General features: G+C 68.2%; 26 protein-coding genes, 1 pseudogene and 1 riboswitch. Of the genes and pseudogenes, 13 read left to right on the top strand and 14 right to left on the bottom strand.

Going from position 1 to position 25,326, the window contains the following annotated elements:
• Window positions 1-4: 4 nt before the first annotated feature.
• From ACAG20_RS09130 to ACAG20_RS09120, 3 genes are all read right to left on the bottom strand, one after another.
• On the bottom strand, window positions 5-853 hold the full coding sequence (locus ACAG20_RS09130; protein ID WP_370492310.1) for an SDR family NAD(P)-dependent oxidoreductase: 849 nt from the start codon (window positions 851-853) through the stop codon (window positions 5-7).
• Between the two features lie 69 nt (window positions 854-922).
• Window positions 923-1,426, bottom strand: a complete 504-nt coding sequence (locus ACAG20_RS09125) for an SRPBCC family protein (RefSeq protein ID WP_370492347.1) — start codon at window positions 1,424-1,426, stop codon at window positions 923-925.
• Between the two features lie 35 nt (window positions 1,427-1,461).
• On the bottom strand, window positions 1,462-3,225 hold the full coding sequence (locus tag ACAG20_RS09120; RefSeq protein WP_370492309.1) for an amidohydrolase family protein: 1,764 nt from the start codon (window positions 3,223-3,225) through the stop codon (window positions 1,462-1,464).
• Window positions 3,226-3,302: 77 nt separating this feature from the next.
• Between ACAG20_RS09120 and ACAG20_RS09115 the strand changes: the two genes are divergently transcribed.
• From ACAG20_RS09115 to ACAG20_RS09090, 6 genes and pseudogenes are all read left to right on the top strand, one after another.
• Window positions 3,303-3,899: a TetR/AcrR family transcriptional regulator gene (locus ACAG20_RS09115; RefSeq protein ID WP_370492308.1), complete on the top strand. Its 597-nt coding sequence runs from the start codon at window positions 3,303-3,305 to the stop codon at window positions 3,897-3,899.
• Window positions 3,892-4,104, top strand: a complete 213-nt coding sequence (locus ACAG20_RS09110) for a hypothetical protein (RefSeq protein ID WP_370492307.1) — start codon at window positions 3,892-3,894, stop codon at window positions 4,102-4,104. The genes ACAG20_RS09115 and ACAG20_RS09110 overlap by 8 nt, the downstream gene beginning before the upstream one ends.
• On the top strand, window positions 4,101-5,243 hold the full coding sequence (locus ACAG20_RS09105; RefSeq protein WP_370492306.1) for an epoxide hydrolase family protein: 1,143 nt from the start codon (window positions 4,101-4,103) through the stop codon (window positions 5,241-5,243). The genes ACAG20_RS09110 and ACAG20_RS09105 overlap by 4 nt, the downstream gene beginning before the upstream one ends.
• Before the next feature lie 54 nt (window positions 5,244-5,297).
• Window positions 5,298-6,059, top strand: coding sequence for an SDR family NAD(P)-dependent oxidoreductase (locus ACAG20_RS09100; protein WP_370492305.1), 762 nt, complete (start codon window positions 5,298-5,300; stop codon window positions 6,057-6,059).
• An 86-nt stretch (window positions 6,060-6,145) separates the two neighbouring features.
• Window positions 6,146-8,317: a molybdopterin-dependent oxidoreductase gene (locus ACAG20_RS09095; RefSeq protein ID WP_370492304.1), complete on the top strand. Its 2,172-nt coding sequence runs from the start codon at window positions 6,146-6,148 to the stop codon at window positions 8,315-8,317.
• 199 nt (window positions 8,318-8,516) lie between these two features.
• Window positions 8,517-8,867, top strand: a pseudogene (locus tag ACAG20_RS09090) (hydroxylase); the annotation flags it as partial.
• 5 nt (window positions 8,868-8,872) lie between these two features.
• On the opposite strand, the gene ACAG20_RS09085 reads toward ACAG20_RS09090, so the two are convergent.
• A complete protein-coding gene (locus ACAG20_RS09085; protein ID WP_112683610.1) occupies window positions 8,873-10,147 on the bottom strand; it encodes an amidohydrolase family protein in 1,275 nt (424 codons plus the stop codon).
• A 50-nt stretch (window positions 10,148-10,197) separates the two neighbouring features.
• A complete protein-coding gene (locus tag ACAG20_RS09080; RefSeq protein WP_370492303.1) occupies window positions 10,198-10,950 on the bottom strand; it encodes an evbL in 753 nt (250 codons plus the stop codon).
• A 69-nt stretch (window positions 10,951-11,019) separates the two neighbouring features.
• Between ACAG20_RS09080 and ACAG20_RS09075 the strand changes: the two genes are divergently transcribed.
• From ACAG20_RS09075 to ACAG20_RS09065, 3 genes are all read left to right on the top strand, one after another.
• Window positions 11,020-11,457 (top strand): hypothetical protein, encoded by a 438-nt coding sequence (locus tag ACAG20_RS09075; RefSeq protein WP_370492302.1) that lies wholly within the window; start codon window positions 11,020-11,022, stop codon window positions 11,455-11,457.
• 108 nt (window positions 11,458-11,565) lie between these two features.
• Complete coding sequence (locus tag ACAG20_RS09070) at window positions 11,566-12,594, top strand: fused (3R)-hydroxyacyl-ACP dehydratase subunits HadA/HadB (RefSeq protein ID WP_370492301.1); 1,029 nt, start codon at window positions 11,566-11,568, stop codon at window positions 12,592-12,594.
• A gap of 172 nt (window positions 12,595-12,766) precedes the next feature.
• The gene (locus ACAG20_RS09065; protein WP_370492300.1) at window positions 12,767-13,747 is read left to right on the top strand and encodes an alpha/beta fold hydrolase; all 981 of its coding nucleotides are present in this window, start codon (window positions 12,767-12,769) and stop codon (window positions 13,745-13,747) included.
• Here ACAG20_RS09065 and ACAG20_RS09060 read toward each other — a convergent pair.
• The gene (locus ACAG20_RS09060) at window positions 13,707-14,222 is read right to left on the bottom strand and encodes a nuclear transport factor 2 family protein (protein ID WP_370492299.1); all 516 of its coding nucleotides are present in this window, start codon (window positions 14,220-14,222) and stop codon (window positions 13,707-13,709) included. The genes ACAG20_RS09065 and ACAG20_RS09060 overlap by 41 nt on opposite strands.
• Entirely contained in the window at window positions 14,219-15,082 is an 864-nt protein-coding gene (locus tag ACAG20_RS09055; protein WP_370492346.1) for an LLM class F420-dependent oxidoreductase, read from the bottom strand. The genes ACAG20_RS09060 and ACAG20_RS09055 overlap by 4 nt, the downstream gene beginning before the upstream one ends.
• Before the next feature lie 113 nt (window positions 15,083-15,195).
• Here ACAG20_RS09055 and ACAG20_RS09050 point away from each other — a divergent pair, with 113 nt between their 5' ends.
• The 4 genes from ACAG20_RS09050 to ACAG20_RS09035 all read left to right on the top strand — a co-directional run bounded on the left by ACAG20_RS09050 (window position 15,196) and on the right by ACAG20_RS09035 (window position 18,878).
• Window positions 15,196-16,038, top strand: a complete 843-nt coding sequence (locus ACAG20_RS09050) for an SDR family NAD(P)-dependent oxidoreductase (protein ID WP_370492298.1) — start codon at window positions 15,196-15,198, stop codon at window positions 16,036-16,038.
• Window positions 16,019-16,609 carry a TetR family transcriptional regulator gene (locus ACAG20_RS09045; RefSeq protein ID WP_370492297.1) on the top strand — a complete coding sequence of 197 codons (591 nt, stop codon included), beginning with the start codon at window positions 16,019-16,021 and terminating at the stop codon, window positions 16,607-16,609. The genes ACAG20_RS09050 and ACAG20_RS09045 overlap by 20 nt, the downstream gene beginning before the upstream one ends.
• A 292-nt stretch (window positions 16,610-16,901) precedes the next feature.
• Window positions 16,902-17,074: riboswitch (M-box (ykoK) riboswitch) on the top strand.
• A 280-nt stretch (window positions 17,075-17,354) separates the two neighbouring features.
• Window positions 17,355-17,651 (top strand): PE family protein, encoded by a 297-nt coding sequence (locus ACAG20_RS09040; protein WP_370492296.1) that lies wholly within the window; start codon window positions 17,355-17,357, stop codon window positions 17,649-17,651.
• Between the two features lie 15 nt (window positions 17,652-17,666).
• Window positions 17,667-18,878 carry a PPE family protein gene (locus ACAG20_RS09035; RefSeq protein ID WP_370492295.1) on the top strand — a complete coding sequence of 404 codons (1,212 nt, stop codon included), beginning with the start codon at window positions 17,667-17,669 and terminating at the stop codon, window positions 18,876-18,878.
• Between the two features lie 39 nt (window positions 18,879-18,917).
• Here ACAG20_RS09035 and ACAG20_RS09030 read toward each other — a convergent pair whose 3' ends face one another.
• From ACAG20_RS09030 to ACAG20_RS09000, 7 genes are all read right to left on the bottom strand, one after another.
• A complete protein-coding gene (locus tag ACAG20_RS09030) occupies window positions 18,918-19,568 on the bottom strand; it encodes a hypothetical protein (RefSeq protein WP_370492294.1) in 651 nt (216 codons plus the stop codon).
• Complete coding sequence (locus ACAG20_RS09025; protein ID WP_370492345.1) at window positions 19,568-20,305, bottom strand: DUF1906 domain-containing protein; 738 nt, start codon at window positions 20,303-20,305, stop codon at window positions 19,568-19,570. The genes ACAG20_RS09030 and ACAG20_RS09025 overlap by 1 nt, the downstream gene beginning before the upstream one ends.
• Window positions 20,306-20,406: 101 nt before the next feature.
• Complete coding sequence (locus ACAG20_RS09020; protein WP_370492293.1) at window positions 20,407-21,327, bottom strand: LLM class F420-dependent oxidoreductase; 921 nt, start codon at window positions 21,325-21,327, stop codon at window positions 20,407-20,409.
• 11 nt (window positions 21,328-21,338) lie between these two features.
• Window positions 21,339-22,121 (bottom strand): SDR family NAD(P)-dependent oxidoreductase, encoded by a 783-nt coding sequence (locus ACAG20_RS09015; protein WP_370492344.1) that lies wholly within the window; start codon window positions 22,119-22,121, stop codon window positions 21,339-21,341.
• A gap of 74 nt (window positions 22,122-22,195) precedes the next feature.
• A complete protein-coding gene (locus ACAG20_RS09010; protein ID WP_370492292.1) occupies window positions 22,196-23,638 on the bottom strand; it encodes an aldehyde dehydrogenase family protein in 1,443 nt (480 codons plus the stop codon).
• On the bottom strand, window positions 23,635-24,246 hold the full coding sequence (locus ACAG20_RS09005) for a VOC family protein (RefSeq protein ID WP_370492291.1): 612 nt from the start codon (window positions 24,244-24,246) through the stop codon (window positions 23,635-23,637). Before ACAG20_RS09005 ends, ACAG20_RS09010 begins: the two co-directional genes overlap by 4 nt.
• A complete protein-coding gene (locus ACAG20_RS09000; RefSeq protein ID WP_370492343.1) occupies window positions 24,243-25,214 on the bottom strand; it encodes an acyl-CoA thioesterase in 972 nt (323 codons plus the stop codon). Before ACAG20_RS09000 ends, ACAG20_RS09005 begins: the two co-directional genes overlap by 4 nt.
• Between the last annotated feature and the right edge of the window lie 112 nt (window positions 25,215-25,326).

The raw sequence follows: 25,326 nt of genomic DNA, 5'->3' as shown, positions 1-25,326 counted from the left end.
CCCTCTAGTTCGATAGATGCGAGCCGGCCCGGAACGCCAGGCCGATCGTTCGAGTGAACGTCTCGGGTGCTAATCGTTTGATGTTCCAGCCGATTTTCGCGTCCAGCTGCGGCATGCAGTACAGCCCGCCGCGGTCATGGGTGTCCAGGCAATCTCGCGCCACCCGGGCGGCGGAGATTCCGGTCCAGCGCATCAACCGGTTCGCGGCTTCGGTGGATTGTGCGGTGCTGCGGCCGGATTCGACGATGTTGGTCTTGACGAACGTCGGGCACAGCGCGGTCACGCCGATCCCGCTGCCGGACAGCTCTGCGGCCAGCGTCTCCGACAATGAAAGCACGCCGGCCTTGCTGACGTTGTAGGCCGCCATCTCCGGGGCGGCGCCGAACGAGGCCGCCGAAGCGACGTTGATGATCCCGCGTGGTTGATCGGTCTGCGCCGCACGCAGCATCGGGGTGAACACATGGCAGCCGTGGATCGGGCCCCACAGGTTGATGCCCAGCGTCCAGTTCCAGTCGTCGAGCGACATGGCCCCGATCGGCTGGCCGCCGGTGCCGACGCCGGCATTGTTGATCACCAGCGTGGGCGGGTGGCCGAACCAGGTCCGGGCGCCTTCGGCCAACGCGGTGACCTCGTCGATGGCGGAGACGTCGCAGTGCACCGCGATGGCCCGGCCGCCGGCGGCGGTGATGGCTTCGACGGTGCGTTGGACGGCATCATCGTCGATGTCGCTGCAGACCACGGCGCTGCCGCGGCGGGCGAGTTCGGTGGCGAATGCCGCTCCGATGCCGCTGCCGGCGCCGGTGATGACGGCTGAGGCTTCATGGCTGCGTTTCCGCGACCGCCCAAGGATCATGTGACTGAGTCAACAGCTAATGGTGCCATTAGTCAATGGCATGTTTTGCGGCCGCTCGGCGGCAGGGCGTCAACCGCGCGGCGACGTGGCGAACCGCTCGTCGGTGTAGCGGCGCAGGTTGGTCAGGAAGCGGCGAAACGCCAGGTTCATCAGCGGCCCGCTCAGCGGGGAGAACAGCCGCGCCGGGCCGGTCAGCCGATTGGCCAGGGTCCAGGTGAGCCGGCAGCCCTGCGCGGTCGGTTCGATGCGGTAGTCCTCGACGAAAACCGCCAGCGCCGATGTCGAGCTGGCGTTGAACCGAAACGCCATGTGCCGGCAGGGTTCCCAGGCGAGGAATTCCTCGTCGCCGATGATGCCGCCCCGCATGTCGACGAGCCGGGTGGTGCCGACACCGCGCGGCTCGGGGCTGGTCCAGGTCACGTTGGTGATCACCGACGCCCAGCGGGGCCAGGCGGCGGCGTCGGCGAGCACCTCCCACACCTGCTCGGGGGTCACGGCCAGCTCGACACTGTTGCTGAACCGCTGCGGCGCCTCGTCGATGAAGCCGAGATCGACACGCTCGCAGGGATACATCCGGGCCAAGGAATTTCCTTTCCGTGCTTCGTGATTCAGCGCGCGCCGCGCACCAGCCTGCCCGGGCGGGCGCCGGTGTCGGCGCCGTTACGCCGCGTAACGGTACCGCTGACGATGGTCGCCTGGTAGCCGCTCGCGCCTTGCAGCAGGCGGCGCCCCCCGGCCGGCAGGTCGTAGGCCATCCGGGCCGGGTGCAGGGTCAGTGCGTCCATGTCGATCACATTAAGGTCCGCCTTCTTGCCCACCTCGATGGCGCCGCGATCGGTCAGCCCGAACAGCTGCGCGGTGTCGCGGCACTGCTTGCGCACCACGTATTCCAGCGACAGTTTTTCGCCGCGGTGCCGGTCGCGGGCCCAATGGGTGAGCAGGAAGGTCGGGTAGGAGGCATCGCAGATCAGTCCACAGTGCGCGCCGCCGTCGGACAGGCCCAGCACCCCGGCGGGGTGGGTGAGCATCTCGCGGATCGCGTCATGGTTGCCGTCGGCGTAGTTGAAGAACGGCAGCATCAACATCGCGCCGGCGTCATCGCGCAGCATCAGGTCGTACAGCGTCGACAGCGGATCCTGACCGCGCGCCGCGGCGATCCCCGCCACCGAGCGGTCCGGTGTCGGCTCGTAGTCCGGCGGGTCGCCCAGGTCGAAGATGCGGTGCAGCGAGTGCTGCACCAGCGCGAACATCCCGTCGAACTGCAGGGAAGTATCGACGGGCAGGTCGTCTTCGGCCAGGATGGCGGCTTTGACCGCCGGCTCGGCGAGCCGCTGCGCGAGTTCCTCGCGGCTGCACTGCGCTTTCAATCGCCGGTAGGTCGGGCGGTGGGTGAACCCGTGGTGGCCGGGGAAGCCGAGCAGCATGCCGAAGGGCCGGGCAGCGATCTGCGGGTACAAGGCGCTGCCCGCCTGATGGGCGGCGGCGGAGATGTCGAGCTGTTGGCGCCACAGGTTCGGGTCGGCGTCAACCTGGATCAGCGCGAACGACAGCGGGCGGTCGATCTCGGCGGCGAGGCGCTGCATCCACTCGAGTTCCTTCTTCGGCGCCACGATGTCCTCGCCGGCGGTGCCCTGCGGGGCCAGCTCGAACACCGCCTGACCCCCGGCAGCCATCGCGCGGCCCAGCCCGAACAGTTCGTCGTCGGCGGCGAAGGTGCCCGGCACCGGTTCGCCGTCCATCGCGCGGTGCGCCAGGGTGCGAGAGGTCGAAAAGCCCAGCGCCCCGGCCTCGATCGCCTCCTGCACCAGTCGGCTCATCGCGGCGATGTCATCGCCGGTGGCCGGTTCGTTGCGCGCGCCACGGTCGCCCATGGCGTAGGCGCGGATCGCTCCGTGCGCGACCTGGCTGCCGACGTCGACGGCGAAGCTCTGCCGCTCGAGCGCATCCAGGTACTCCGGGTAGCTCTCCCATCCCCAGGTGATGCCTTCGGTCAGCGCGGTGCCGGGGATGTCTTCCACGCCCTCCATCAGCTTGATCAGCCACTCCTCGCGGCCGGGGCGCACCGGGGCGAATCCGACGCCGCAGTTGCCGCTGACGACCGTGGTTACTCCGTGCCCGCTGGAGGGCTCCAGCAGGCTGTCCCAGCTCACCTGCCCGTCGTAGTGGGTGTGGATGTCGACGAACCCGGGGGCGACGATCCGCCCGGTGGCGTCGATCGTCTCGGCTGCCGCGCCGGTCAGGCCGGGATCGTCGGCTCCGGTGCGGCGCTGAACAGCCACGATTTTGCCGTCCCGGACGCCGATATCGGCCGGGTAGCGATCGGCTCCCGTCCCATCGACGACGGTGCCACCGGTGATCGCGAGGTCGTACACAGCCGTCTCCTTCGAAGTACCGGACGCGGCGACGAATGGTATTGATCAATTTGTACACATTTCGTTAATGTGTGCAAGTGCCCGGCGATGCAGGATCTCGAACGCTGCCGTCGCCACTGCTCACCGCCGCGACCGACACTTTGCGCCAGCTCGGGCCTCGCCGCTTCAGCCTGACGGCGGTCGCCGAGGCGGCGGGGGTGTCACGCGGCACGGTGCACAACATCCTGGGCACCCGCCACGAAGCGATCGCCGCTGCGCTGGAGCAGCTGTCCTCGGCGTTCATCGAGACCATGGCCGCCGAGGTGAACCAGCAGCAGAACCTGGCCGAACAGGTCGCGGCCGCGGCGGTGCTGATCTCGGCGCATCGCCGCCGATCGTCGGCCGAATCCCGCGCGATCAACCAGAGTGTGCTGGTACTGCTGCTCGAACACGGCGGTGAGGAGTTGATGCGGCGCTCGGTGCAGTTGTGGATGCCACTGGTGCGCGCCGCACAACGCAGCGGGGAGGTCAGCGATGCCCTGGATCCGGGTCGCGCCAGCGAATGGATCGTGCGGATGCTGTTCAGCTTCGAGTTGCTGCCGCCCATGCGGGTGAATCTGGACAGCCCCCGCGCGGTGCGCCGCTTCGTGTGCGACCACATCGTCGCCGGGCTGAGCGGGGCCGGCCATGGCTGACCCGCACCACGTGGGGGCGATCGTCGGCGATTTCGTCATCGTGGAACGAGCCGACGACTTCGGCGGCGCCTGGCGCTATCACCGCCCCCAGACCATCACCGGCTCACGCCGGTTCAGCCGGCGCTCGTCGCTGGCCGACTATATATTTCGACAGCCAACCGGGGTTCCGCCGATCCCCGCCGACAAGGGGGACCTCAAGATATGAGCGACCGCATCGAACCGTTGACTATCGACGTCGACGACCGCCAGCTCGACGATCTGCGACGTCGACTCAGCGATACCCGCTGGCCAGCGGAGATCGACGGTGCGGGTTGGGATTACGGCACCGAACAAGGGTTCCTCAAGAACGTGGTCGAGCACTGGCTGCACCGCTACGACTGGCGCCGTGTCGAATCCGAAGTCAATGCCATCGGCTCGTTCGTCACCGAGGCGGCCGGGCAGCGGGTGCACTTCCTGCACGCCCGAGCGACCGGCCCGCAAGCCATTCCGCTGGTGATCACCCACGGCTGGCCCGGATCGATCGTCGAGTTCCTCGACGCAATCCCGTTGCTGCGGCCCCGTTTCCACGTCGTGGTCATCTCGATGCCCGGATACGGCTTCTCCGGGCCCACCCGGCAGCGCGGTGTCGACTCCGCGGCCGTGGCGGCCGCGGTCGCCGATGTGATGGCGCAACTGGGCTACCACCGATACGTCGCGCAGGGCGGCGACTGGGGTGCCATCGTCACCCGCCACCTCGGCGAGCACTACGCCGATCGGGTCACCGCCATCCACACCAACATGTGCTTCGCACCGCCCGACCGGGACGACCCGGAGTTGCTGGCCGCCGTGACCGGGACCGAGCAGGCCGCGATCGCCGCCGCGGCCCAACGGATGACCGACGGCATGGCCTACCTGAATCAGCAAGCCACCCGGCCGCATTCGCTGGGCTTCGGTCTGGACGACTCGCCGGTGGGGCTGGCCGGCTGGATTCTGGAGAAGTTCCACGCCTGGTGCGACACCCGAGAAGGCATACCGATCAGCACCGATCGGCTCATCGACAACCTGATGTTCTACTGGCTGACGGCGACCGCGACCTCGGCGGCCCGGCTGTACTGCGAATCCACCCGGGCCGGCACCGGCCCGCTCGGCACGTGGGAAGGCCGGGTCGAGGTGCCCACCGGGTATGCGGTGTACCCCTACGAGATGTTGCAGACCCCGCGGGCGTGGGCCGCGCATCGCTACAACCTGGTGCACTACAGCGTCGCAGACCGCGGCGGACACTTTGCCGCGTTCGAGCAGCCCGCGATCTTCGCCGCCGACCTGGCGGCGTTCGCCGATGTCCTGGTGGAACGGCGGGTGTTTTAACCGAGCGCTGAGCTCCGGGGAGTGGTTTGATGCCCTATGCCTCGTTTGACGTCGTTGAGCCGTTCGGTTGCGGGCAAGGTGGTCGTGGTGACCGGGGCCGGCAGCGGCATGGGCAGGGCGACCGCGCACCTGCTCGCCGATGAGGGCGCGGTGGTCGGTGTCGTCGACCGTGCCGCCGACGGGCTGGCGCGGGTGGCCGACGAGCTCCGCGCCGCCGGCGCCCGGTTCCACGCCGTGGTCGCGGACGTCGGCACCGCCGAGGCCCCCGCAGCTGTCCTCGGCGAGATTCGTGAGTCTCTGGGCGCGATCGACGGTCTGGTCAACAACGCCGGGGTGAGCCTCCCCGCGCCGGTGGACAGCGACGACTTCGAGGGCGTGTGGGCCACCACGATGGCGATCAACCTGACCACCTACGCCCGGTTCGTCCGCGCCGCGCTGCCCGATCTGCGCCGGGAGGGCGCCGGACGAATCGTCAACGTGGCGTCCACCGAAGGGCTGGGCGCGACCGCCGGAATCGCGCCGTACACGGTCGCGAAACACGGCGTGATCGGTCTGACGCGGTCGCTTGCGGTGGAACTCGGGCCGGCCGGGGTGACCGTCAACTGTGTGTGCCCGGGCCCGATCAACACCGGCATGACCGCCGCCATCCCGGACGAACAGAAGGCGGTCTTCGCTCGCCGGCGCACAGCGCTGCGCCGCTACGGGGAGCCCGAAGAGGTCGCGCATGCGACGCTGTCGCTGCTGTTACCGGCCGCCTCGTACATCACCGGAGCGATTCTCGTCGCCGACGGCGGGCTCACGATCCGCAATGCGTGAAAGGCATGTGAAATGAGTGCCACGATAAGCACCGTGCTCATTCGCATTTGACGGACACGCGCCCGGTGCTCGGGCACCATGGCGGCATGGCAGCAACCCCGCGGACGGTGCACACCTTCTGCAGGTACTGCCTGGCCTCCTGCGGCGTGGAGGTGACGGTCGAGGACAACCAGGTCCGTAAGATCTCCGCCGACAAGCCCAACCCGCACAGCTGGCATGACTTCTGCGCCAAGGGCCGCACCGCTAATGAGCTGGTAGAACATCCGCGCCGGATCATGCGACCGATGCGACGGGTAGGCGACGCCTACGTCGAGGAGACCTGGGACGTGGCGATCCGCGACATCGCCGCGCGGATGAACGCATTGATCGACGCGGGCGGGCCCGACACGATCGGGACCTACTACGGCAACCCGTCCGGGCACTCGTCGTCGAACGTGATCTTCATGAACGCCTGGATGGACGCCGTCGGCACCCGCAGCCGCTACGCCGTCGGCTCCGTCGATCAGAACGCGCTGCATGTGGTGGCCGAGGCGATGTACGGATCGGCACTGATGGTGCCGGTCTCCGACGTCGACAACTGCGACTACTTCCTGCTGGTCGGCACCAATCCAGCGGTGAGCGGCTGGAACTGGCTGGAGACGGTTCCCGACGGCTGGCGTCGCGCGCTGACCCGCCAACAGGGCGGCGCCACCATCGTGGTGGTCGATCCGTTGCGCACCGAGTCCGCGGAGAAGGCCGACGTGCACCTGGCGGTGCGGCCGGGCCAGGACTGGGCGCTGCTGCTGGCGATGGTGAAGGTGATCCTCGACGAGGGCCGCGAACACCGGCGCGACTGCGCGGAGCTGGCGACCGGCGTCCCGGAGCTACGCCGGCTGGCGGCCGGCGCGGATCTGGATGACTTGGCCGACCGGTGCGGGATCGACCGGGACCTGATCGAGCGCACCGCGCGGGATTTCGCCGCTGCCGGCGGCGCGATGGTGGTCACACGCACCGGGGTCTCGCAACACGCGGCGGGCACCGTGGGCGAATGGCTCGGCCAGGTGCTCAACGTGATCACCGGCCGGATGGACCGCCCGGGCGGGCGTCGCTTCGAGCCGGGCTATTTCGACGCACTGAAATTGGCCGAACTGGCCAAGACGAAGCCGCACGTCAGCCGGGTGGCAGGACGGGAGCTGGTGGCCGGAGCGCATGCGTTGGCCGAATTGCCCGACGAGATCACCACACCGGGCCGCGGGCAGATCAAGGCAATGCTGATCAACTGCGGCAACCCGGTGGTGTCGGGCCCGGACGGGGCCAAACTGGATAAGGCGCTCGCCCAACTGGACCTGCTGGTCGTGATCGACCTCGTGCAGCGGGAAAGTCACCGGCACGCGCACTGGCTGCTGCCCGCGGTGCACTGGCTCGAGCGCAACGATCTGCTGGCGTTCACCAGCAATATGCACGATCAACCGTTCGTCCAGTACGGCGCGAAGGCCATCGAGCCCCCGCCCGATGCCCGGCAGGAGTGGCAGATCTTCGTCGACCTCGCGATCGCGATGGGTAGACCACTGTTCGGGGTGAAGGGCCTCAACGGGTTCATCAAGGCGACCCGGCGGGTGGCGGCGATGACGGGTCGGCCCGCGCTGGCGTTCGGTCCGCACTGGCTCGACCGCCTTATCGTGCGGATGTCGCGGAAAGTCAACGGACGCAGGCTTACCTGGCGTGACCTGATGACCCACCCGCACGGGATAGTGCTGGGACCGCGGGAGTTCGGCCATTTCAAGGAGGCGTTGCGGACCGACGACAAAATGGTCCACGCGGCGCCACCCGAATTCCTCGCGCGGGCACGAGAGTTGCTTGCTGACCTGAATCCCAGTGCCCCGGAGGGTTTTCCATTCCAGCTGGGGAACCGGCGTAATCGGCATTCGATGAATTCCTGGCTCAACGAGCTGCCCGGACTGCACCGCTCCGGTAAACGCAACGAGGTCGTGATCAACGCTGAGGACGCCGCCGCCCTCGGCATCGGCGGGGGCGACCGGGTGAGGGTGTTCTCCCCGGTCGGTGAGGTCGAACTGACGGCGACGCTGTCCGACCGACCGCGGCGCGGTCTGGTGATCATCGACCACGGCTGGGGTTCGCGGATCTTCGACCCGCGGGGTGGCCGAGCACCGGAGTCGTTCGGCGTCAACCGTAATCTGCTGGTCGACGGCACGAGCCTCGACCCGCTGTCGCAGACGTCGGCCCTCAGTTCGTGCTACGTCGGCCTGGAACGGCTCTGAGCGAGCGCAGCGTGGCCGTCGGCTGATCTCACTGCTGTTTTCGGCACACACCGGCCCTCGCCGGTGACATCATCGGCAACACACCATCGTTTTTGAAGTCCACAACCTGAGGACGACGACATGGGCGAGCGGCCGATCGACCGGCTGATGGCCATCGCCGACCAGTTGCGGGAGCAGTCCGGCGAGACGGAGAAGATCGGCCATCGGCGAGGCGGCCGCCGACATCAACGCCGCCCGACAAGAGCTACTGGCAAACGTCGACCGGATCTATGACATGGTCGCCGCCGGCGAGGAGGTCGGTTTCGCCGATCGCGCCGCCGGGCGCCGCACCCAGATCCGTGCGGTGTGGCGGGCCGTGGGAGCCGTCGACCAGATCTTCGCCCGCTCGGGAGGCAACGCGTTGCGGATGGACAAGCCGCTGCAACGGTATTGGCGCGACGCGCATGCGGGGCTCAACCATGCCATCCACGTGCCCGGCACCACGTTCCACGCCGCCGCGCTGAGTTCGCTGGGTATCGAGCCGGCCGGACCACTCCGGGCGATGATCTAGGACCCCTACCCGCGTTCCGGGGCCAACCGCTTCAGGGCCAGCCCGCCCTCAAAAGGCCGGTAGCCGAATGCGGCCGGGGCGCGATAGCCGGTGTCTCCCAGCGGTGTCGCCACTTCGGCGACGGTTGGCCCTATCTCGGCGGCGACGGGAGCAAGCGCGTCGAGGTCGAAGCGGTACAGCCGGCCCGCGTTTCCGGCCAGGATCTTGCGGCACTCCTGCTCCGACCGGTCATGCAGTGCCCAGCGGATCGCCAGCTTGGAATGCGGCGCGAAGCCTTCCTCGTGGGGATAATCGCTGCCCCACATGATGTGGTCGGCTCCCAGGTAATCGATCATCGCCGCATCGTAAGGTGTCAGCTCACTGGCCAGATAGCAGTTCCGTCGGGCGTATTCGCTGGGGAGCATGGTCATCTCGTCAACGGACGAGCCGCCGAACATCCCGTAGGTGCGGTTGTTGGCCTCGGTCTTCATGGTGGGCACCATGGCGTCGAGCATCATCAGTTGCTGCTGCACCCATAAGGTGCCCTGCTCGGTCGGCACGAACCGCAGTTCCGGGTGCCGCTCGAAGACCCCGGCCAGGATCAGGTGGCTCAGCGTGCGCTGGGCCCACAGCGCCATCTCGGTGATCAGCACCGCGTTGGAGGCCGGCTGGTCCATCGGCATCTCGGGGCTGCCGGCCCCGGCGTGCTGTACCACCGTCAGGTCCAAGTCCGCGCACAGCGCCCAGATCGGCTCGTAGCGGGTGTGAAACAGCGGAGCCACCTGCGGGTCGCCCGGTGAGACGGCCGGGATCAGCACACCGCCGAAGCACTCCAGCCCGGCACCCCAGCGGATCTCGTTGAGCGCCAGGTCGATGTCGTTGGGGAAGATCTGGATCAACCCGCGCCGCCGCGCGGGTGCCAATGCGCAGAAGTCGACCTGCCACCGGTTGTGGGCCTGTACCCCGGCCCATCGCTGCTCGAACTCATCACGGGTGCGGGGCAGGCTGATGGTGATGTTGGGCGTGGTCGGAAAGAACGGCGGAACGGTGTTGGGCAGCAATACCTCGCCTGCCACCCCGTCGGCGTCCATCTCGGTGATCCGCAACTCGTGGTCCCAGTTGCGGTTGGCGGTGGCGACGATCAGGTCGTCGAACGGGCTGCTGTAGGTCTTTGCCCAGGCATCGAAATCGTCGTGGAGGCGCGCGGGCAGATACGGCTTGTAGTCGTAGAGATCGGCTCCGGCGTGGGTGTCGGTCGAGATGACGACGTACCGGTCGATCGCGTCCCACTTTGCAGTCATGGCTTCCTCAGTTCCGCTCGAGACTCCGTCGCCGTCGCGTTGCGGGCCGGTCAGCCCGGGACGGCGGCCTGCAACACGGCGAGCGCCGCGGTGCTCAACCGGGCCAGTTCCGCGGCCTCGTCCGGGGCCAGGGCGGCGGCGAACAGTTCCGCCATCCGCCGGTTGGTGGCCGCTTCGATCTGGGCGTAGCGGTCCTTCTTGTCGGCGCCGTCGGCGAACGGCTCGGGCCAGCCGAACATCGTGGCGTACTGCGGCCCCTTGTTGAGCATGTGCGCCTCGATCGGGGTGATGCCGGAGACGGTCAGCACGTTGAAATGCACACCGGCGCGCAGTTCTCGCAGCACGAACATCACCTGCAGCGCCCTCCCCGCGGCGTCGTCGGCCAACGGCATCGCCCGCCAGCCGGCGAACAACGGCAGGCCCGCCGGCGGTGTCGCCGCGATGACCTTCTCCCCGAGTGCGGCGATCCGATCCAGGCCCTGGGCACCGGAGAAGTACTTGCGCCCGAACTCGGCCGTTTGGCTCCAATATTGTTGCGCCGCGGCGGCAGCGCCGCGCACCGCGACGCCCTCGTCCCACATGGCGCTCAAGCCGGTCGGTTCGAACACCGCGAACACCGCACCGACGGCATCACCGGTGGCCTCGCCCAGCACGCCGCCGCGCCCGGCGACGTAGCCGGCCAGCGGGTTCTGATAGCCGGCGGCGATGCTGCCCGCGAAGGTCTCCGGGTGCAGCATGAACACCGCGACGGCCTGCTCCATCGCCGCTCCGGCGGCTGCGGCCGACTTTTCGATGTCGCTCATGGGTTCGGCTCCTCCCGACCAGGGCAGCCTATCCCCCGGCCCGTGCGCATCCAGCTAAACTTTCTAAAGATGAGTATCGTCGCCCTGCGCACCGAACTGCCGATTCCGGCGGAACGCGCCGCGGCACTGGCGCGAAAGCCCGAACTGATGCAATTCGTTTTGGCCCCGTTGCTCACGATGCGCCCCTTGGCAGCCCCCGATCGCGTCGAGGTGGGCACCCGGGTGTCGGCGCGGCTGTGGTGGTTCGGCGTGATCCCGTCCTGGAGGCATCACCTCGAGATTAAAGAACTCGAGGATCTGATGATCTACACCAACGAGCACGGCGGCCCGGTGCGGACCTGGAACCATCGCCTCACGTTCACGCCGCTTGATGAGCAGCGCTGCCGCTACACCGATGAGATCGAGACCGTCGACGGCGTCACCGGCTGGGGCACCCGGCTGTTCATCCGGCTGTTGTTCGCCCATCGGCACCGCCGCTGGCGCATGCTGGCGCCGCTGCTCGCTTAACCGGCTCGGGCCGGCCGGGGGCACGGAATCTCCGGTCGCCGAGTCCGCGCGCTAGGGTGCTTGGGTCGGGCGCAGCAAACACACCGACAGAACGGTTGAGTCAATTTCATGACCGCAGCACAGGTATCGCCGTTGGAAGCACGCGTCGGCCACTACTACCAGATGGACGGCACCTATCTGGTCGGCCGGGAGAAGGTCCGCGAGTACGCCCGCGCGGTGCAGGACTATCACCCGGCGCACTGGGACGTCGCGGCGGCCGCGGAGCTGGGCTACCCGGAGGTGGTGGCGCCGCTGACGTTCACCTCGACCCCCGGCATGAGTTGCAATCGCCGCATGTTCGAGTCCGTGGTCGTCGGTTATGACACCTACATGCAGACCGAAGAGGTTTTCGAGCAGCACCGGCCGATCGTCGCCGGGGACGAGCTGAAGATCGACGTCGAGCTGACGTCGGTACGCCGGATCGCCGGACGAGACCTGATCACCGTCACCAACACCTTCACCGACACCGCCGGTGAGCGGGTGCACACCCTGCACACCACCGTCGTCGGGGTGACCGCCGAGGACATCGACCCGGCCATCAAGACCGCCGTGCACAACGCGATGATGCACGACGTCAACATCCTCGGCGTCGGCGAATCCGAGGCCGGCTACGAAAAAACGGTGCGACCCGAAGGCGAGGTCCACATCGCCGACGGCGGCCTGACCCGCACCCCGGCCACACCGTCGTTCGACGAGCTGAAGGTCGGCGACCCGCTCCCGGTGCGCCACACCCGGCTCTCGCGGGGCGACCTGGTGAACTACGCCGGGGTGGCCGGTGACGCCAACCCGATCCACTGGGACGAGGAGATCGCCAAGCTGGCCGGGCTGCCCGACGTGATCGCCCACGGCATGCTGACCATGGGCCTGGGAGCCGGTTTCGCCTCCGCCTGGACCGGCGATCCCGGTGCGGTCACCCGCTACGCGGTGCGGCTGTCGGCGCCGGCGGTCGTGTCGGCCAAGGAGGGCGCCGACATCGAGTTCAGCGGCAAGATCAAGTCGCTGGATCCCGAGACCCGCAGCGGCGTCATCCTGGTCGGTGCGAAATCCGGTGACAAGAAGATTTTCGGCCTGGCGACGCTGCACGTTCGGTTCCGCTGAGGCAACCGGCGCGACATCGGGCGCCGATTCCAGCGCTTCGGCAGTGCGCGGTCCAGTGTCGGGGGCGACGAAGTGGGACCGGCGGTAGCGGGCCGGCAGGGCGGGTGTTCACCGTCGATAGCCTTGAGCAGGTGGGCGCACTGCTAGCCGGCCTCGCCAACGACGATCGGTGGTGGCCGCACCAGACCTGGTCGGCGATACCACCGGGTGGCCGCGGGCCACGCAGCTCGTGGTCGGTGGACGTGCGGATGTTGCGCTGGGCCGCGAGCCGGGGCCGGCCGTGATCGATCCGTTCGACAACTACACCGACCTCACCATCTGCGGCGGACCGGTGCGGGTCTACCGCGCCGGCGATACCGGACCGCCCCTGCTGTTGCTGCACGGCGCGATGCTCGATACCGCGCAGGGGGTGTGGCGCCGAGTCGCTCCGGAGCTGGCCGCCGACTACCGCGTGCACCTGATCGATCTGCCCCGCCACGGGGCCAGCAGGCCCTGGCGCGGGGTGCTCGACGACGCGTTCTTCCGCCGCTTTCTCGCCGAATTGCTCGACGCGCTGGAGCTGCCGCAGGCGGCGTTCATCGGGCTGTCGTTAGGCGCCGGTATCGCCACCGGCTTCGCCCTCGAGCATCCCGAGCGCGTCAGCGCCCTGGTCGCGATCGGGCCCGGCGGACTCGACGCCAAGCGCCCGGCGCAGTTGGTGACCTGGTTGGTCATGCGCACACCGGGCCTGCTGCGCGCCGCCAGCTGGTATCTGGCCCGGTTTCCCGGCGCCATCCGCCGGTCCATGCTCGCCAACCTGGCTGCCGGAGAACGGACCCCGGATTTCGAGGAGATCATGGCCGCGGTGGTGGGCGAGGCCCGCGCCAAGCACCGGCACGGCGAGAAGGCCTTGGACGACTGGCAGATCGAAGCCTACGGCCCGCGCTCGATGCGACTGAACCTGCTGCCCGAGTTGCCGCGACTGTCGGTGCCGACGCTGTGGGTCCGCGGCGCGCACGATCCGCTGGTCGGCGCCGCCCAGCTGGCCGCGGCCCATGCCGCCGCACCGCAATCCCGGCTGGTCACCATCGCCGGCGCCGGGCACATCGTCACCTACGACCGGCCCGAGGAGTTCACTCGCCTGGTGCGGGAGTTCCTCGAATCCGTCCCATAACTCCGTCCACCAATAGGGCGCGGCTCTCGGCACTGCCGTCGAGGCGGCGGGTGATGCGTGTGACGATCTGCCACCGCCACGGTGACTCGGGCGCCCTGCTGAGGTGAAAGTAGTTGGCGCCGCCGCGGGCTACCCGGTAGCCGTTCTCATGTCTGACCAGCAGCGTCGAGTCGCACACCGCGACCGCGTCGTCGCCGTGCACGGTGACCACCGCCGGACCCAGGAAGTGAACGCAACCACCGTGGATCAGATTCTGGTGTCCCGGCGAGCGCACCATAGCGGCGATGTCGTTGCGGCCCTGCATCACCCAATTCTCGACGTCATAGACACCGTCGTCACACCAGAGGGCGGCGGTGGCGTCGGCATCGCCGGCATCCACCAGGGGGCCGTAGCAGCCGATCATCCGCTCGATGGCGCGTTCGTCTTCGATGCGTTGCAGCCGGCGTTCGAGGTCGGCGAGCCGTTGTTCGCTCACGATCCTTCCTCGGCCAGGTTCGTCAACTGCGCGAGTGCTGCGAGCTGGTCGCAGAAATGCCCCACCGATTGCGCCGAGATCACACAGCTGACATCCGTCGCCCCCGCTTCGGCCAGCCGCTCGATCTGATCGGTGGCGCGTTGCGGGGCGCCGATCGGGTCCAGCGGCGGCGTCGCCAGCACGACGGCGAAGTCATCGGGAACAGCTATGGAGCCAAGCATTTTCGCGATCTTGTCCACCGTAAGGCCGAACGGCGTCCAGCCGTCACCCAGTTCGACCGCCCGTCGCAGCGAGCGCCTGGTTCGGCCGCCCACCCAGATCGGCACCCGCGGTTGCACCGCACACGGCTCCACGATCAGCGAGTCGTATCGGTAATAGTCGCCGTGGTAGGCGGGCCGGCTGGTCGACAACGACGCGCGCAGTGCCTTCATCGCGTCGTCGGCGCGGGCGCCGCGATCCTCCCAGGCGCAGCCCAGCAGGTCGAACTCCTCTCGCAGCGAACCGACACCCACCCCGAGCGTCAGCCGGCCGGCGCTGACCCGGTCCAGGGTGCCGTAGCGCTTGGCGATCTCTAGCGGGTGGTGGTATCCGAGCACCAGCACAGAGGTGACCAGCCTGATCCGTCGGGTGCGTGCGGCGAGAAACGATAAGGTGGCCAACGGGTCCCAGTACGTCGCGCCGCGCAACGCCGCCACTTCGACGGGCACCGCGACGTGTTCCGAGCAAGTGAGGTGGGTGTAGCCGAGTTCATCGGCGGCCGTGGCTATCTCGGCGATGTCGCCGATACCGCCGTCGGCTTCCCACTCGGATGCGGTGCCGGGCACCTGGATGACCACCGGCGTGAACAGGCCGACGCGCATCAACGAGCCCGGCGAACGTCGTACCGCAATCGGTTCATGCACTTTCCTTGCGCTGCGTGCCCGAGGTAGCCTTGCGAGAAAACTAAAGCGAATTTTAGTTATGGAGGCGGCTGTTGTCCAGCGGTGAGGAACCGACCTGGGGCCCGCAGTACGGACCGTGGGCCGTGATCGCGGGCGGTTCCGAAGGTGTCGGGGCCGAGTTCGCGCTGTTGCTGGCACGCGCGGGAATCGACCTGGTTCTGATCGCACGCAAACCGGAACCGCTGCACCACACCGCTGACCGCTGCCGCCAACTCGGCGTGGACGTCCGCGAACTGGCGCTGGATCTGTCGCGGGCCGACAGCATCGAGCAGATCCGCTCGGCCACAACGGGTCTAGAGATCGGCCTGCTGATCTACAACGCCGGCGCCAACACCCACAGCGCGGAGTTCCTCGACGGCGATCTGGCGGCCTTCCAGCAGGTGATCGACCTGAACGTGAGCACGCCGCTGGCACTGATCCATCACTTCGCCGGCCCGATGCGTGCTCGCCGTCGCGGCGGTGTGCTGCTGGTCGGCTCGCTCACCGGCTACCAGGGTTCGGCGCGGCACAGCGTGTACGGCGGCGTGAAGGCCTTCACCCGGATCTACGCCGAGGGCCTGTGGCTGGAGTTGCGCGAACACAACGTGCATGTGCTCGAACTGGTGCTCGGCGTCACCAGGACACCGGCCATGCAGCGGGTGGGGCTCAACTTCGACATCCCCGGGATGCCGGTCTCCGATCCGGCCGACGTTGCCCGCGAGGGACTGGCCCAGCTCCCCCACGGCCCGGTGCACGTCGTCTCGGCTCATGCCGGCAATCCCGCGCTGCGCGCCACGCCCGACCGGGCCGCAGCCATACTCGCGTCCCATCGGATGATGCAGAAGCTGCTCGGCGGCAGGCCCACCCCCGACTCCGATGCCCCGCCCACCGGTTGATCGCGAGCCGGCGGCTCCCAGAACGGCCGCCCAGCGACGGCGCTGCGAACGGATACTCGCCACCGCCGCCCGACTCGGCGCCCGCCACGGGCTGGAGGCGGTCCGGATGCAGGCTGTGGCGGATCAATCCGGCGTTTCGATCACCACCGTCTACCGCTACTACCCGACGAAGCATCACCTGTTCAGCGCGCTGCTGTTGCACTACACCCGATCCATCACGCCGCCGGAGCCGGTGACCGGCTGTCCAACAGCCGATGTCAGCGAACTCATGGCCGGTATCTGCCGGTCCATGCTCGCCCGACCCCGGTTGGCCCGCGCGATGATCACCTCGGTCAATGCCCGGCGAGCCGAGTCCAGAGCGGCCGGCGATTTCAATCTGCGCGAGATCATCCTGTCGGTCGCCGGGATCACCCGACCCGCACCGCAGGACGCCCAGCTTGCGCTGCTGGTCGAGCAGTGCGCCTATGGCGTCTTGTCGTGGGCGGTGATGGGTGAGACCACGCCGGCGCAAGCCGAAACCGACATGCGCCGCGCGTGCGAACTGCTGCTGGCAGCCTGGCGCAAAACCTAGCTCCGCGTCACCGATGTATAGCACGTTTTCATGCCGCGCACAGCTAGTTCTACGCTGATCCAACGGGGACACCTCCCCGACGCGAAAGGGCGGCTCCTGCGACCAGACTGACACCCAACGTATTTCGAAACGCGCCCCACGGGGCCAACGTCGGCCGCGGGAAAGCGCCTTCTCTCTAGCCCCGAAATACGTTGCTGGCCAGCGGGTTTCCATACCCAGATTGGTCCGGCACGGCAGCCACGCCACGCCGGTCGAGTTGACTCTGCGCACTGTTGATGCCAACATGGCCGCGAACGCACCTCGCTAGGTGAGGCGTCTGTACGGATACAGGCCACTGACCTCCAACGTCGAGAGACGCCCAGGGTCAGGACAGCTCTTCCCGGCTTAAGGGTTGAGCCCAAGTGGCTTCCGGCTTCTGGCCGGATACGGCGTGCAGTGCCGAAACTCTGACGAGAGGGGTGCTGGCCGGCGGTGTTGTCGGCCCGGCTCTCCCTGATGTGCATGCTGCGCCGGCATCCCCGTGTGCCCTGGCCGTGAGGAGGTGAGAGTGACATTGAGTCCAGACGATAGTCCTTATCCGAGTTCGACGACCCCTTCACTCGAACCCGTTCGCGGCGCCGCTTTCACTTTCTGACTCGGCTCGCGCCTTACCGTACCCGCGCTCCCGTCTGCTGTCCCGAGCGCGGTCCCTCCGCGCGAATTTGCTTGCTCTGCAGCGTTATTCGCCATGCCAAAAGGAGTTTCGATGTCTTTTGTGTCTGCACTTCCCGAGGAACTCACCGCGACGGCGGCTGATCTGAACAGCATCGGCAACGCGGTGGCTGCGCAGAACACGGCCGCCGCCGGGCCGACAACCGGCGTGGTTCCGGCGGCCGCCGACGAGGTCTCTGCGCTGACCGCCGCACAGTTTGCCCGACATGCGCAGATGTACCAGACGATCAGCAAGCGCGCCGCTGTGGTGCACGAGAGGTTCGTGATCATGCTGCAGCGCAACGCGCAGTCCTACGCAGCGACCGACGCCGCCAACGCCATCTCGATCTAGCGAAAGGGTCCACTGATGATGGATTACGGAGCAGTTCCCCCGGAAATCAATTCCGCACGCATGTACGCCGGTCCCGGTGTCGGTCCGATACTGTCCGCCGCAGCGGCCTGGAACCTGTTGGCGGCAGAATTGCGGTCTGCAGCAATATCTTTCGAATGGTCGGTAGCGAGCCTGGTCAGCCAAGGTTGGTGGGGTCCTTCGGCATCGGCGATGACTGCGGCCGCTGAGCCCTACATCAGCTGGATGAGCGTCACCGCCGAACAGGCAGAGCAGACCGCAGCGCAGGCCTACGCCGCCGCCGATGCCTACGCCTCGGCCTACGCCATGACGGTGCCGCCGGCGGCGATCGCAGACAATCGAGTGATGTTGGCGGCATTGGTGAAGACGAACGCTCTGGGACTGAATACACCGGCGATCGCGGCGACCGAAGCCCGCTACGCTGCGATGTGGGCGCAGGACGCCGTTGCGATGTACAGCTACGCCGCCGCTGCCGCATCCGCCACCGAACTGATTCCGTTCGCGGCAGCGCCGGAGACCACCAGTTCAGACGACGAGGGTAGTTCGGGCGCCCTCCCCGCCGACACCGGAAATGCGCATTCCCAGGTGCCCAGCGCATTGCGGAGCATGGCGTCGCCGGCACAGGGCACGAGGCCGACGGACCCCGATTGGCATTGGACGAAGTTCTTCGACGGCCTCTTCGACGGGACCTGGGGCCACGACGACGGCTCGGGCCTGAATGTCAACGCGCAGCTGTGGAACACGATCGCCGCAACCGGGATCTTCGATCCGGGCGGGAACATCGAGGGCTTCGCGGGTCTGGCCACGCTCGGGTTTTTGGCCCGCGGCATGGACGGCGGCACGGCCGCCCTGACTGGGGGCGGGCTCAGCTCCGCGCCCGGTATCACACTGGCGTCGACCGAGACCGCCGGTCGTGCTGCCGGAGCTGCGGTCGGCGGCGCGGGCTCCCCGGTGTCGGCCGGAGTGGGCAGAGCGACCCTGATCGGATCCTTGTCCGCGCCACCGAACTGGGCAACGGCCGTCCCGGCAGCTGCGCCGAGTGCCGGAACAGCCAGCGGCTGGACGGTCGCCCCGGACAGCAGGTCAATGACGGCCATCCCGCCTCCGATGCTCCCGAACGGTGGCGGACGGAGCGGCAGCTTCGGGCTCGGGACGCCGCGCTATGGCGTCAAGCTCACCGTGATGCCGCGTCCGGTGGTGGTCGGGTAGGTGCATCGGCGCGGCGTGGGCGAACTGAGGAACCGACCGCTAAGCCTTACGCGGCATCCCCAACGCGGTTCCCAGGACCCACGCGAACAAGAACGCCGGCATGGCGGTGATCGAGAGTCCTTCCAGCGACAGCGGTCCGGCGCCGACGATGAACGCCAGCAACAACAGCGGATGTACCGCGGCAGCGGCAACGGCGAGGTGGGCGGTGTATCGGGGCAGCACCCCGTGGACGTACACCGCGACCGCGAACGACGCCAGGGCCACCACGGTCGGCATACCGGACATGGCCAGCAGACCGAACGCCAGGTCGTAGAGCAGCGCGACTGCTTCGGGGCTGTGGAATCGGTACAGCAGGATGTCGAACGCGGTGAACCCGCTGAGCAGCAGCGTCACGCAGCCGATGAAGCCGGTGGCGAAGCACGGCGCAAGAACCGATCTCACCGGCAGCCGATCCCGCAGCAGTGTCCACACTGCCCCGCCGAACACCAGCCACAGCGTCACACCGACCGTGTTGAGCAGCATCGTCACGACCAGTCGATCGTGATGCTGGGTCGCCCACCAGGCCACCTCGGTGGCCAGCGTCTGGGTGCCGGGGAACGACCAGATCGGATACACCGCGAGCGTCACAACCGGGAGCGCGAAGCCGAGCGTGCCGGACCATCGCGCCACCCGCGCCGCGTCCCACTCCATCAGCGCACCAGCTCCCACTGGCCGAAATCGGCCGCCAACACGTCGTCCACGTCGACGTGGATGTCGTCGATCAGGAAACCCGGGTCGGTTGCGGTGACCATCTCCCGCTGGAAGAGCACGGCCGCCGGTTCGCGTTCGCCGCCCGACCACGCCCGGGTCTGCCAGGCCCACCGGTGGCCCGCACTGGTCGAGTGCCCGATGACGTCGTCGGCGATCGCCCAGGAACACTGCCGGGCACCGCCGTAGATCCCGGTGCGCGCTGCCCCCAGCACCGAGTTGATGCCCCGAAACCACCCGACCGCGAGGTTCTTCCAGGTCTTGGCGTCGATGTCCTCATCGACGCTGAAGAAGATCGGCGCGCTCTGCGGGCCCCCGGCGGCGGTGTGCAGCCGCAGCGCCGTGCGGGCATCCGCGGCGCCGCCGTCGTAGCCGCGGGTGAAATCCGACGGCGAATCCGGCCAGCCGGGCTTGCCGAACTGGTAGCAGCTGACGATCTGCAGGCTCGCGGCACGGAGCCGGTCGGCGTAGTCGCGGGTGACGGGCTTGAAATCGAAGGTGGCGCCGGACCGCAGCTCCGAGACGTAGACCAGCGCCCCGGCGAAGCCGGCCGCCTTGATCCGCTCGGGCTCGACCAGCCGGTGGGCGAAATCGATGAGCTGCAGTCCCTCGGCCGAGGCCTTCGGCGCACCGGCTGTTGCCGCGAAGAAACCGGGGACCGCCAATGCCGGTGCCAGCAGCGCGCCGTACCGCAGGGCTTCGCGGCGGGAAACCGATCGCGTCACACCGGAAGGGTAGCCGCCGCCGGCGTCCGGCGCGCCATCAGCAGGCCCGTGCATCGCTAAACGTGCTTGATCACCGCTTCCCCGAACTGCGCTATCGCCTCGATCGCGCGCCCCAGACTATCGCCGGGAAGCGCGACCTGCACCCAGCTGACCCCGACGTCAGCGAGCCGGCCCAGACCGTCCAGGTAGGCGTCGGCGTCGAAGTCGTCGTAGCCGAGGCGGCCGCCGGCCAGGTTGGAGAAGCAGATGTCGATGGCCGACCAGTCCCGGCCCGCCTGGTCGCAGCGGCGCTTCAGGTCATCGCCTCCCGCCGCAAGCATTTCGATGGAATCCATCGCGGCGGTGCGAGCCGTGCCGGCCAGACCGGGCGGCGCAGCGAACGGCGCCCACCCGTCACCCCGGGTGGCGACCCGCTGCCGCGCCTTGCCGGTGTTGCCGCCGATCCAGATCGGCGGATGCGGGCTGCTGACCGGGCGCGGATGCGCGGTGACCCCCCTGGCATTGAAGTGCCGGCCCTGAAACGACACGTCGTCCCCGGTCCAGATGGCCCGGATGACGTCGAGGCTCTCTTCGACCAATGCGGTGCGCTCATCGAAATCCACGCCCAACGCCGCGAATTCGCCTTTGAGGTAGCCCACGCCGACCGCCAGGGTGAACCTGCCGCCGGACAACAGATCCAGCGTGGCCCCGGACTTGGCCACCACGAACGGGTTCCGGTAGGGAAGCACAACGACGTTCGGGATGAATCGCAGCGTTCGGGTGTGCGCCGCCGCGAACCCCATCGCCACGAACGGGTCCAGGCTGTCGTGTCCGCCGGCGTCGAGCCAGCGCTGGGTCGGCGCGGGATGGTCAGTGAAGCCCATGGCGCCGAAACCGGCGGCTTCAGCGGCCTTCGCCACCGTGGTCACCCCGTGCGGGGAGACCAGTTCCGGGTCACACGGATGCGTGATGATCGGGTAGGTGAACGCGAACCGCATGCGGATTCCTCTCATTCTGGTTTCGGCCGCGGCGGACCGAGTAGGTAGTCGCCGGTGTCCGGGTGGTGATACCAGCCGCCCGCCGCGTGCGTCCCACCGTCGACGTGCAGCGTCTGGCCGGTGACGTAGCTACTCAGATTGCCGGCGAGAAACACTGCGGCACCGGCCATCTCATCGACATGGCCGGGCCGTCCCATCGGGATCATGTAGCCGGCGTGCGCCAGCATCTCGGCCGAGCCGACCCGCTCGATACCTTCGGTGAGCGTGAGATCGGGCGCCAGGCAGTTGACCCGGATGCCGTGCGGCGCCAACTCCAGCGCCGCCGTCTTGGTGACGTTGATAACGCCGGCTTTCGCCGCCGCGTAAGCCGCGTAACCGGGTGCGGCACGGGTGCCCTCGATGCTGGCGATGTTGATAATGCTGCCCGGTGCGCCGTGTTGCACCAGGGCCCGCGCGACGCGCTGCGTGCAGAGTAGGACCTGCGTCAGATTGGAGCGGATCAGCGTGTCCCACCCCTTCGGCGCGGTTTCCAGCAGCGGTGAGGCGAACACCCCGCCGGCGTTGTTGACCAGCACCGTCGGCAGCCCCACCTCGGCGATGGTGCTGGCCAACGCCGCATCGACCTGATCGGCGTCGCGGACATCGATCGCACCGGCCAGCCCCCCAACCGCGGCAGCCGTGCTCTCCGCAGCCTGCGGGTCACGCTCCCAGATCACCACCCGGGCACCGAATTCCGCGAACGTCTCGGCGATCCCGCGGCCGATACCGGAACCGCCGCCGGTGATGACGGCCACCCGGCCGTCAAGGGCCGGCGCGTCCTTGCGCAGCACCACTAGCCACCTCCGGGCGGGATCACCGGCACGGTCGGTCAGAGACTGATGTAGACCGATTTGGTGTTGAAGTAGGCCTCGATGCCCTTGCGGCCGCGTTCGCCGCCCCAACCGGACTGCTTGTGCCCACAGATCGGCATGGACGGGTCGGCCGCCAACGCGCAGTTCACCCAGATCTGGCCGCCCCGGAGCTGATTCGCGACGCGGTGGGCGCGACTGAGGTTCTCGGTCCAGATCGCCCCGGCCAGCCCGTACTCGGTGTCGTTGGCGGCAGCGATCGCCTCTTCCTCTTCGTCGAACGGGATCACCGAGCCGACCGGGCCGAAGATCTCTTCGCGGATGAGCCGCATATCCGGCGTGGTGTTGGTGATGATCGTCGCCTCATAGAAGTAGCCGCGCCGATCCATCGGCTTGCCGCCGGTGATCACCTGCGCACCGGCGGCCACGCCGTCGTTGACGATGCCCGCCACGCGCTGGCGCTGCTTCTCACTGATCAGCGGGCCCAGCACCGAGTTCGGGTCGTCGCTGCCGCCCATCGGCAGCAGCTGGGCGAAGTTGGCCAGGCCCTCCACGACCTGGTCGTAGATACCGCGTTGGACGTAGATCCGGGAGGTGCAGGAACAGTTCTGGCCCGAGCCGGCCAGCAGACCCATGCCGGCCATCATGATGGCCTTGTCGAGGTTGGCGTCGTCGAACATGATCAACGGCGACTTGCCGCCGAGTTCCAGGGTGAGGCGCTTGAGGTTGCCGGCGGCCGCCTTGACGATCAGCCGGCCCACCTCGGTGGATCCGGTGAACGAGATCTTGTCGACGTCGGGATGCGCGGTCAGCGCCGCACCGGTGGTCTCGCCGTAGCCGGTCACGACATTCAGCACGCCGTCGGGCAGGCCGGCCTCGCGGAAGATCTCTTCCAGCTTCAGCGCGGTCAGCGGTGTCTCCTCGGCGGGCTTGAGCACACAGCTGCACCCCGCCGCCAACGCCGGCGCCACCTTGAGCATCGCCACGAAGAACGGTCCGTTCCAGGGGATGATCAGGCCGACGACGCCGACCGGCTCGAGCTGGGTGAAGGTGTGGTACTCCTCGAAGTGGCCAAGCAGACCGTCGGAGACCAGGTTGGCCGACTCACCGTGGATCTTGCCGACCCAGCCCGCGTAGTAGGTCAGCATCTCCTGGGACACCTTGATGATCTGGCTGGCGCCCATGGCGGTCATGCCGTTGTCACGGGACTCGATCTCGGCGAGCTCGGCGGTGCGTTCCTTGATGATCTCCGCCGCACGGAACATGATTTCGGCGCGCCGCGCGGCCGGCAGCTTGCGCCACACCCCGGATTCGAAGCTCTCCCGCGCGCGGGCCACCGCCGCGTCGACGGCCGCCTGGTCGGAATCGGGGACCTCGGCGATCTGTTCTTCGGTCGACGGGTTGAAGACCGGGATGATGCCGCCGCCGGCCACCACTGTTTCGGTTTCGATGGTGCTGCTCACTGGTTTTCGTCCTTCCATGGTTCATCTGGTGTGCGATAGCCGTCGCGGGTCAGCAGCCGGATCGGATCCGTGCCGTCCCAGGTCTCACAGGTGCGCGCGATGGTGGCGAGGTTGATTCGAAAGCTGGGCTTGTCCTCGACGATCTCGGTGAAGAAGCCGAATTCGGCGAAGGTGTCGATGAACGCCACCCGCTGACCGGGATTGGTGAACTCGCACGCCAGTTCGTAGCCCTGATCGAGGTAGTGGGCGAGCTTGGCGTCGTAGTCACGGGTGAGCGTGGACACCTGATGGAAGCCGAACTGGTTGCCGCCGTGCAGCGACGCCATCTCGGCGAACACCGAGTTGGTCGCGGTGTGGTCGCGGATGAGTTCGACCTGCACGGGTCCGGCCTGAGCGACACCGATCTGGACATCGACGCCGGCATCGGTGCCGCGGTACCGGCAGCGGCTCTGCGCTCGCGGCATGACGTGAAACGGCCCCACGCCGAAGACCTTCACCCACCGCGCCGCCGCACTCAACAGGTCGGGGACAACGAAACCCAGTTGGAAGAGCCGGAATTCTCCATCGGGCCAGCGATATTCGAACAGCGGGTTCGGGTCGGCCGTCACGCGGTGTCGCCTTGTTCGGGCGACTCGGCGATCGGCCGGACCAGGACTTCCTGCGCGGTGCTGGCGACATGTCGGCCCGCGGCGTCGACGATGGTTCCGTTCACCACCGCGCGGTGGCCGGCGGCGGCGACGACCTGCTGGGTGTGGCGATGCCACTGATCGAATCGCACCGGACGGTGCAGCCAGATCGTGTGATCGAGGGTCAGGCCACGATGCGTGCGGTAACCGACGGGTTCGGGATGGGCCCGAAACGCCGTGTCCACCAGCAGATAATCGCTTGCGTAGGACAGCATCGCCGCGTGAGCTCCCGGCCCGCCGTCGATCGCCCGTGGCAGCCGCATCCATACCGAGCGCGGGCCGCCGGCCTGGGCGCCGCCGAGGAATATCGGCGCGTCGGCGATGCGCATCTCCAACGGCGGCGGCGTGTCGACCCACGTGCTTGCCGACCCGGCCAGCTCCTGCGGCGCCTGCTGCGCCCAGTGCTGCAGCAGCGGAAGAGCTTCCGGTGCCGTCACCGACCCCTCGACGGTGACGGCCTCGGAGCACTCGGGGTTCGTGTCGAAGGACACCATCGCGGTCACCAGCACCCGTCCTGCTTGCCGGATGACCACCTGTCGTGCCGACATCGTCCGCCCGTCGCGGGTGCGGTCGACGGCGATGTCCAGCGGGGCGGCAGAGTCCCCGGGCCGCAGGAACATCGCATGAATCGAGTGCGGGGCGAGTTCGGCGACGGTGGCCGCGGCCGCGGTCAGCGCCTGCGCGACCAGTTGACCGCCGAAGATTCGGCCGAACCTGCCGGGTTCGCTGTCCGCGCGAAAGCGATCCGTGCCCGCCGGCTGCAGCGTCAGCACCTGCTGGAGATGGTCGAGTGCACCGAGCGTGGCGGCTTCCAACCGGCTGCCGGACCCGAGCAGCGGTGCGTCGTGGCCGGGGCGGGCGGGAGCTTCGGGCGTCGGCGTCGGCCGCAACGCATCCTCCTCACCGCGCTCAGCCGGTGCTTGGGCGCTGGGCCCAACGGGCGAACCGGACTGTGACTGTCGGTCCATTTAAGTAAAACGTTTGACTTAGGTCAAGGGGGCG

The organism is Mycobacterium sp. pW045, assembly GCF_041287085.1.
GTDB lineage: Bacteria > Actinomycetota > Actinomycetes > Mycobacteriales > Mycobacteriaceae > Mycobacterium > Mycobacterium algericum_A.
This window is presented reverse-complemented; position numbering and strand designations above follow the sequence as displayed.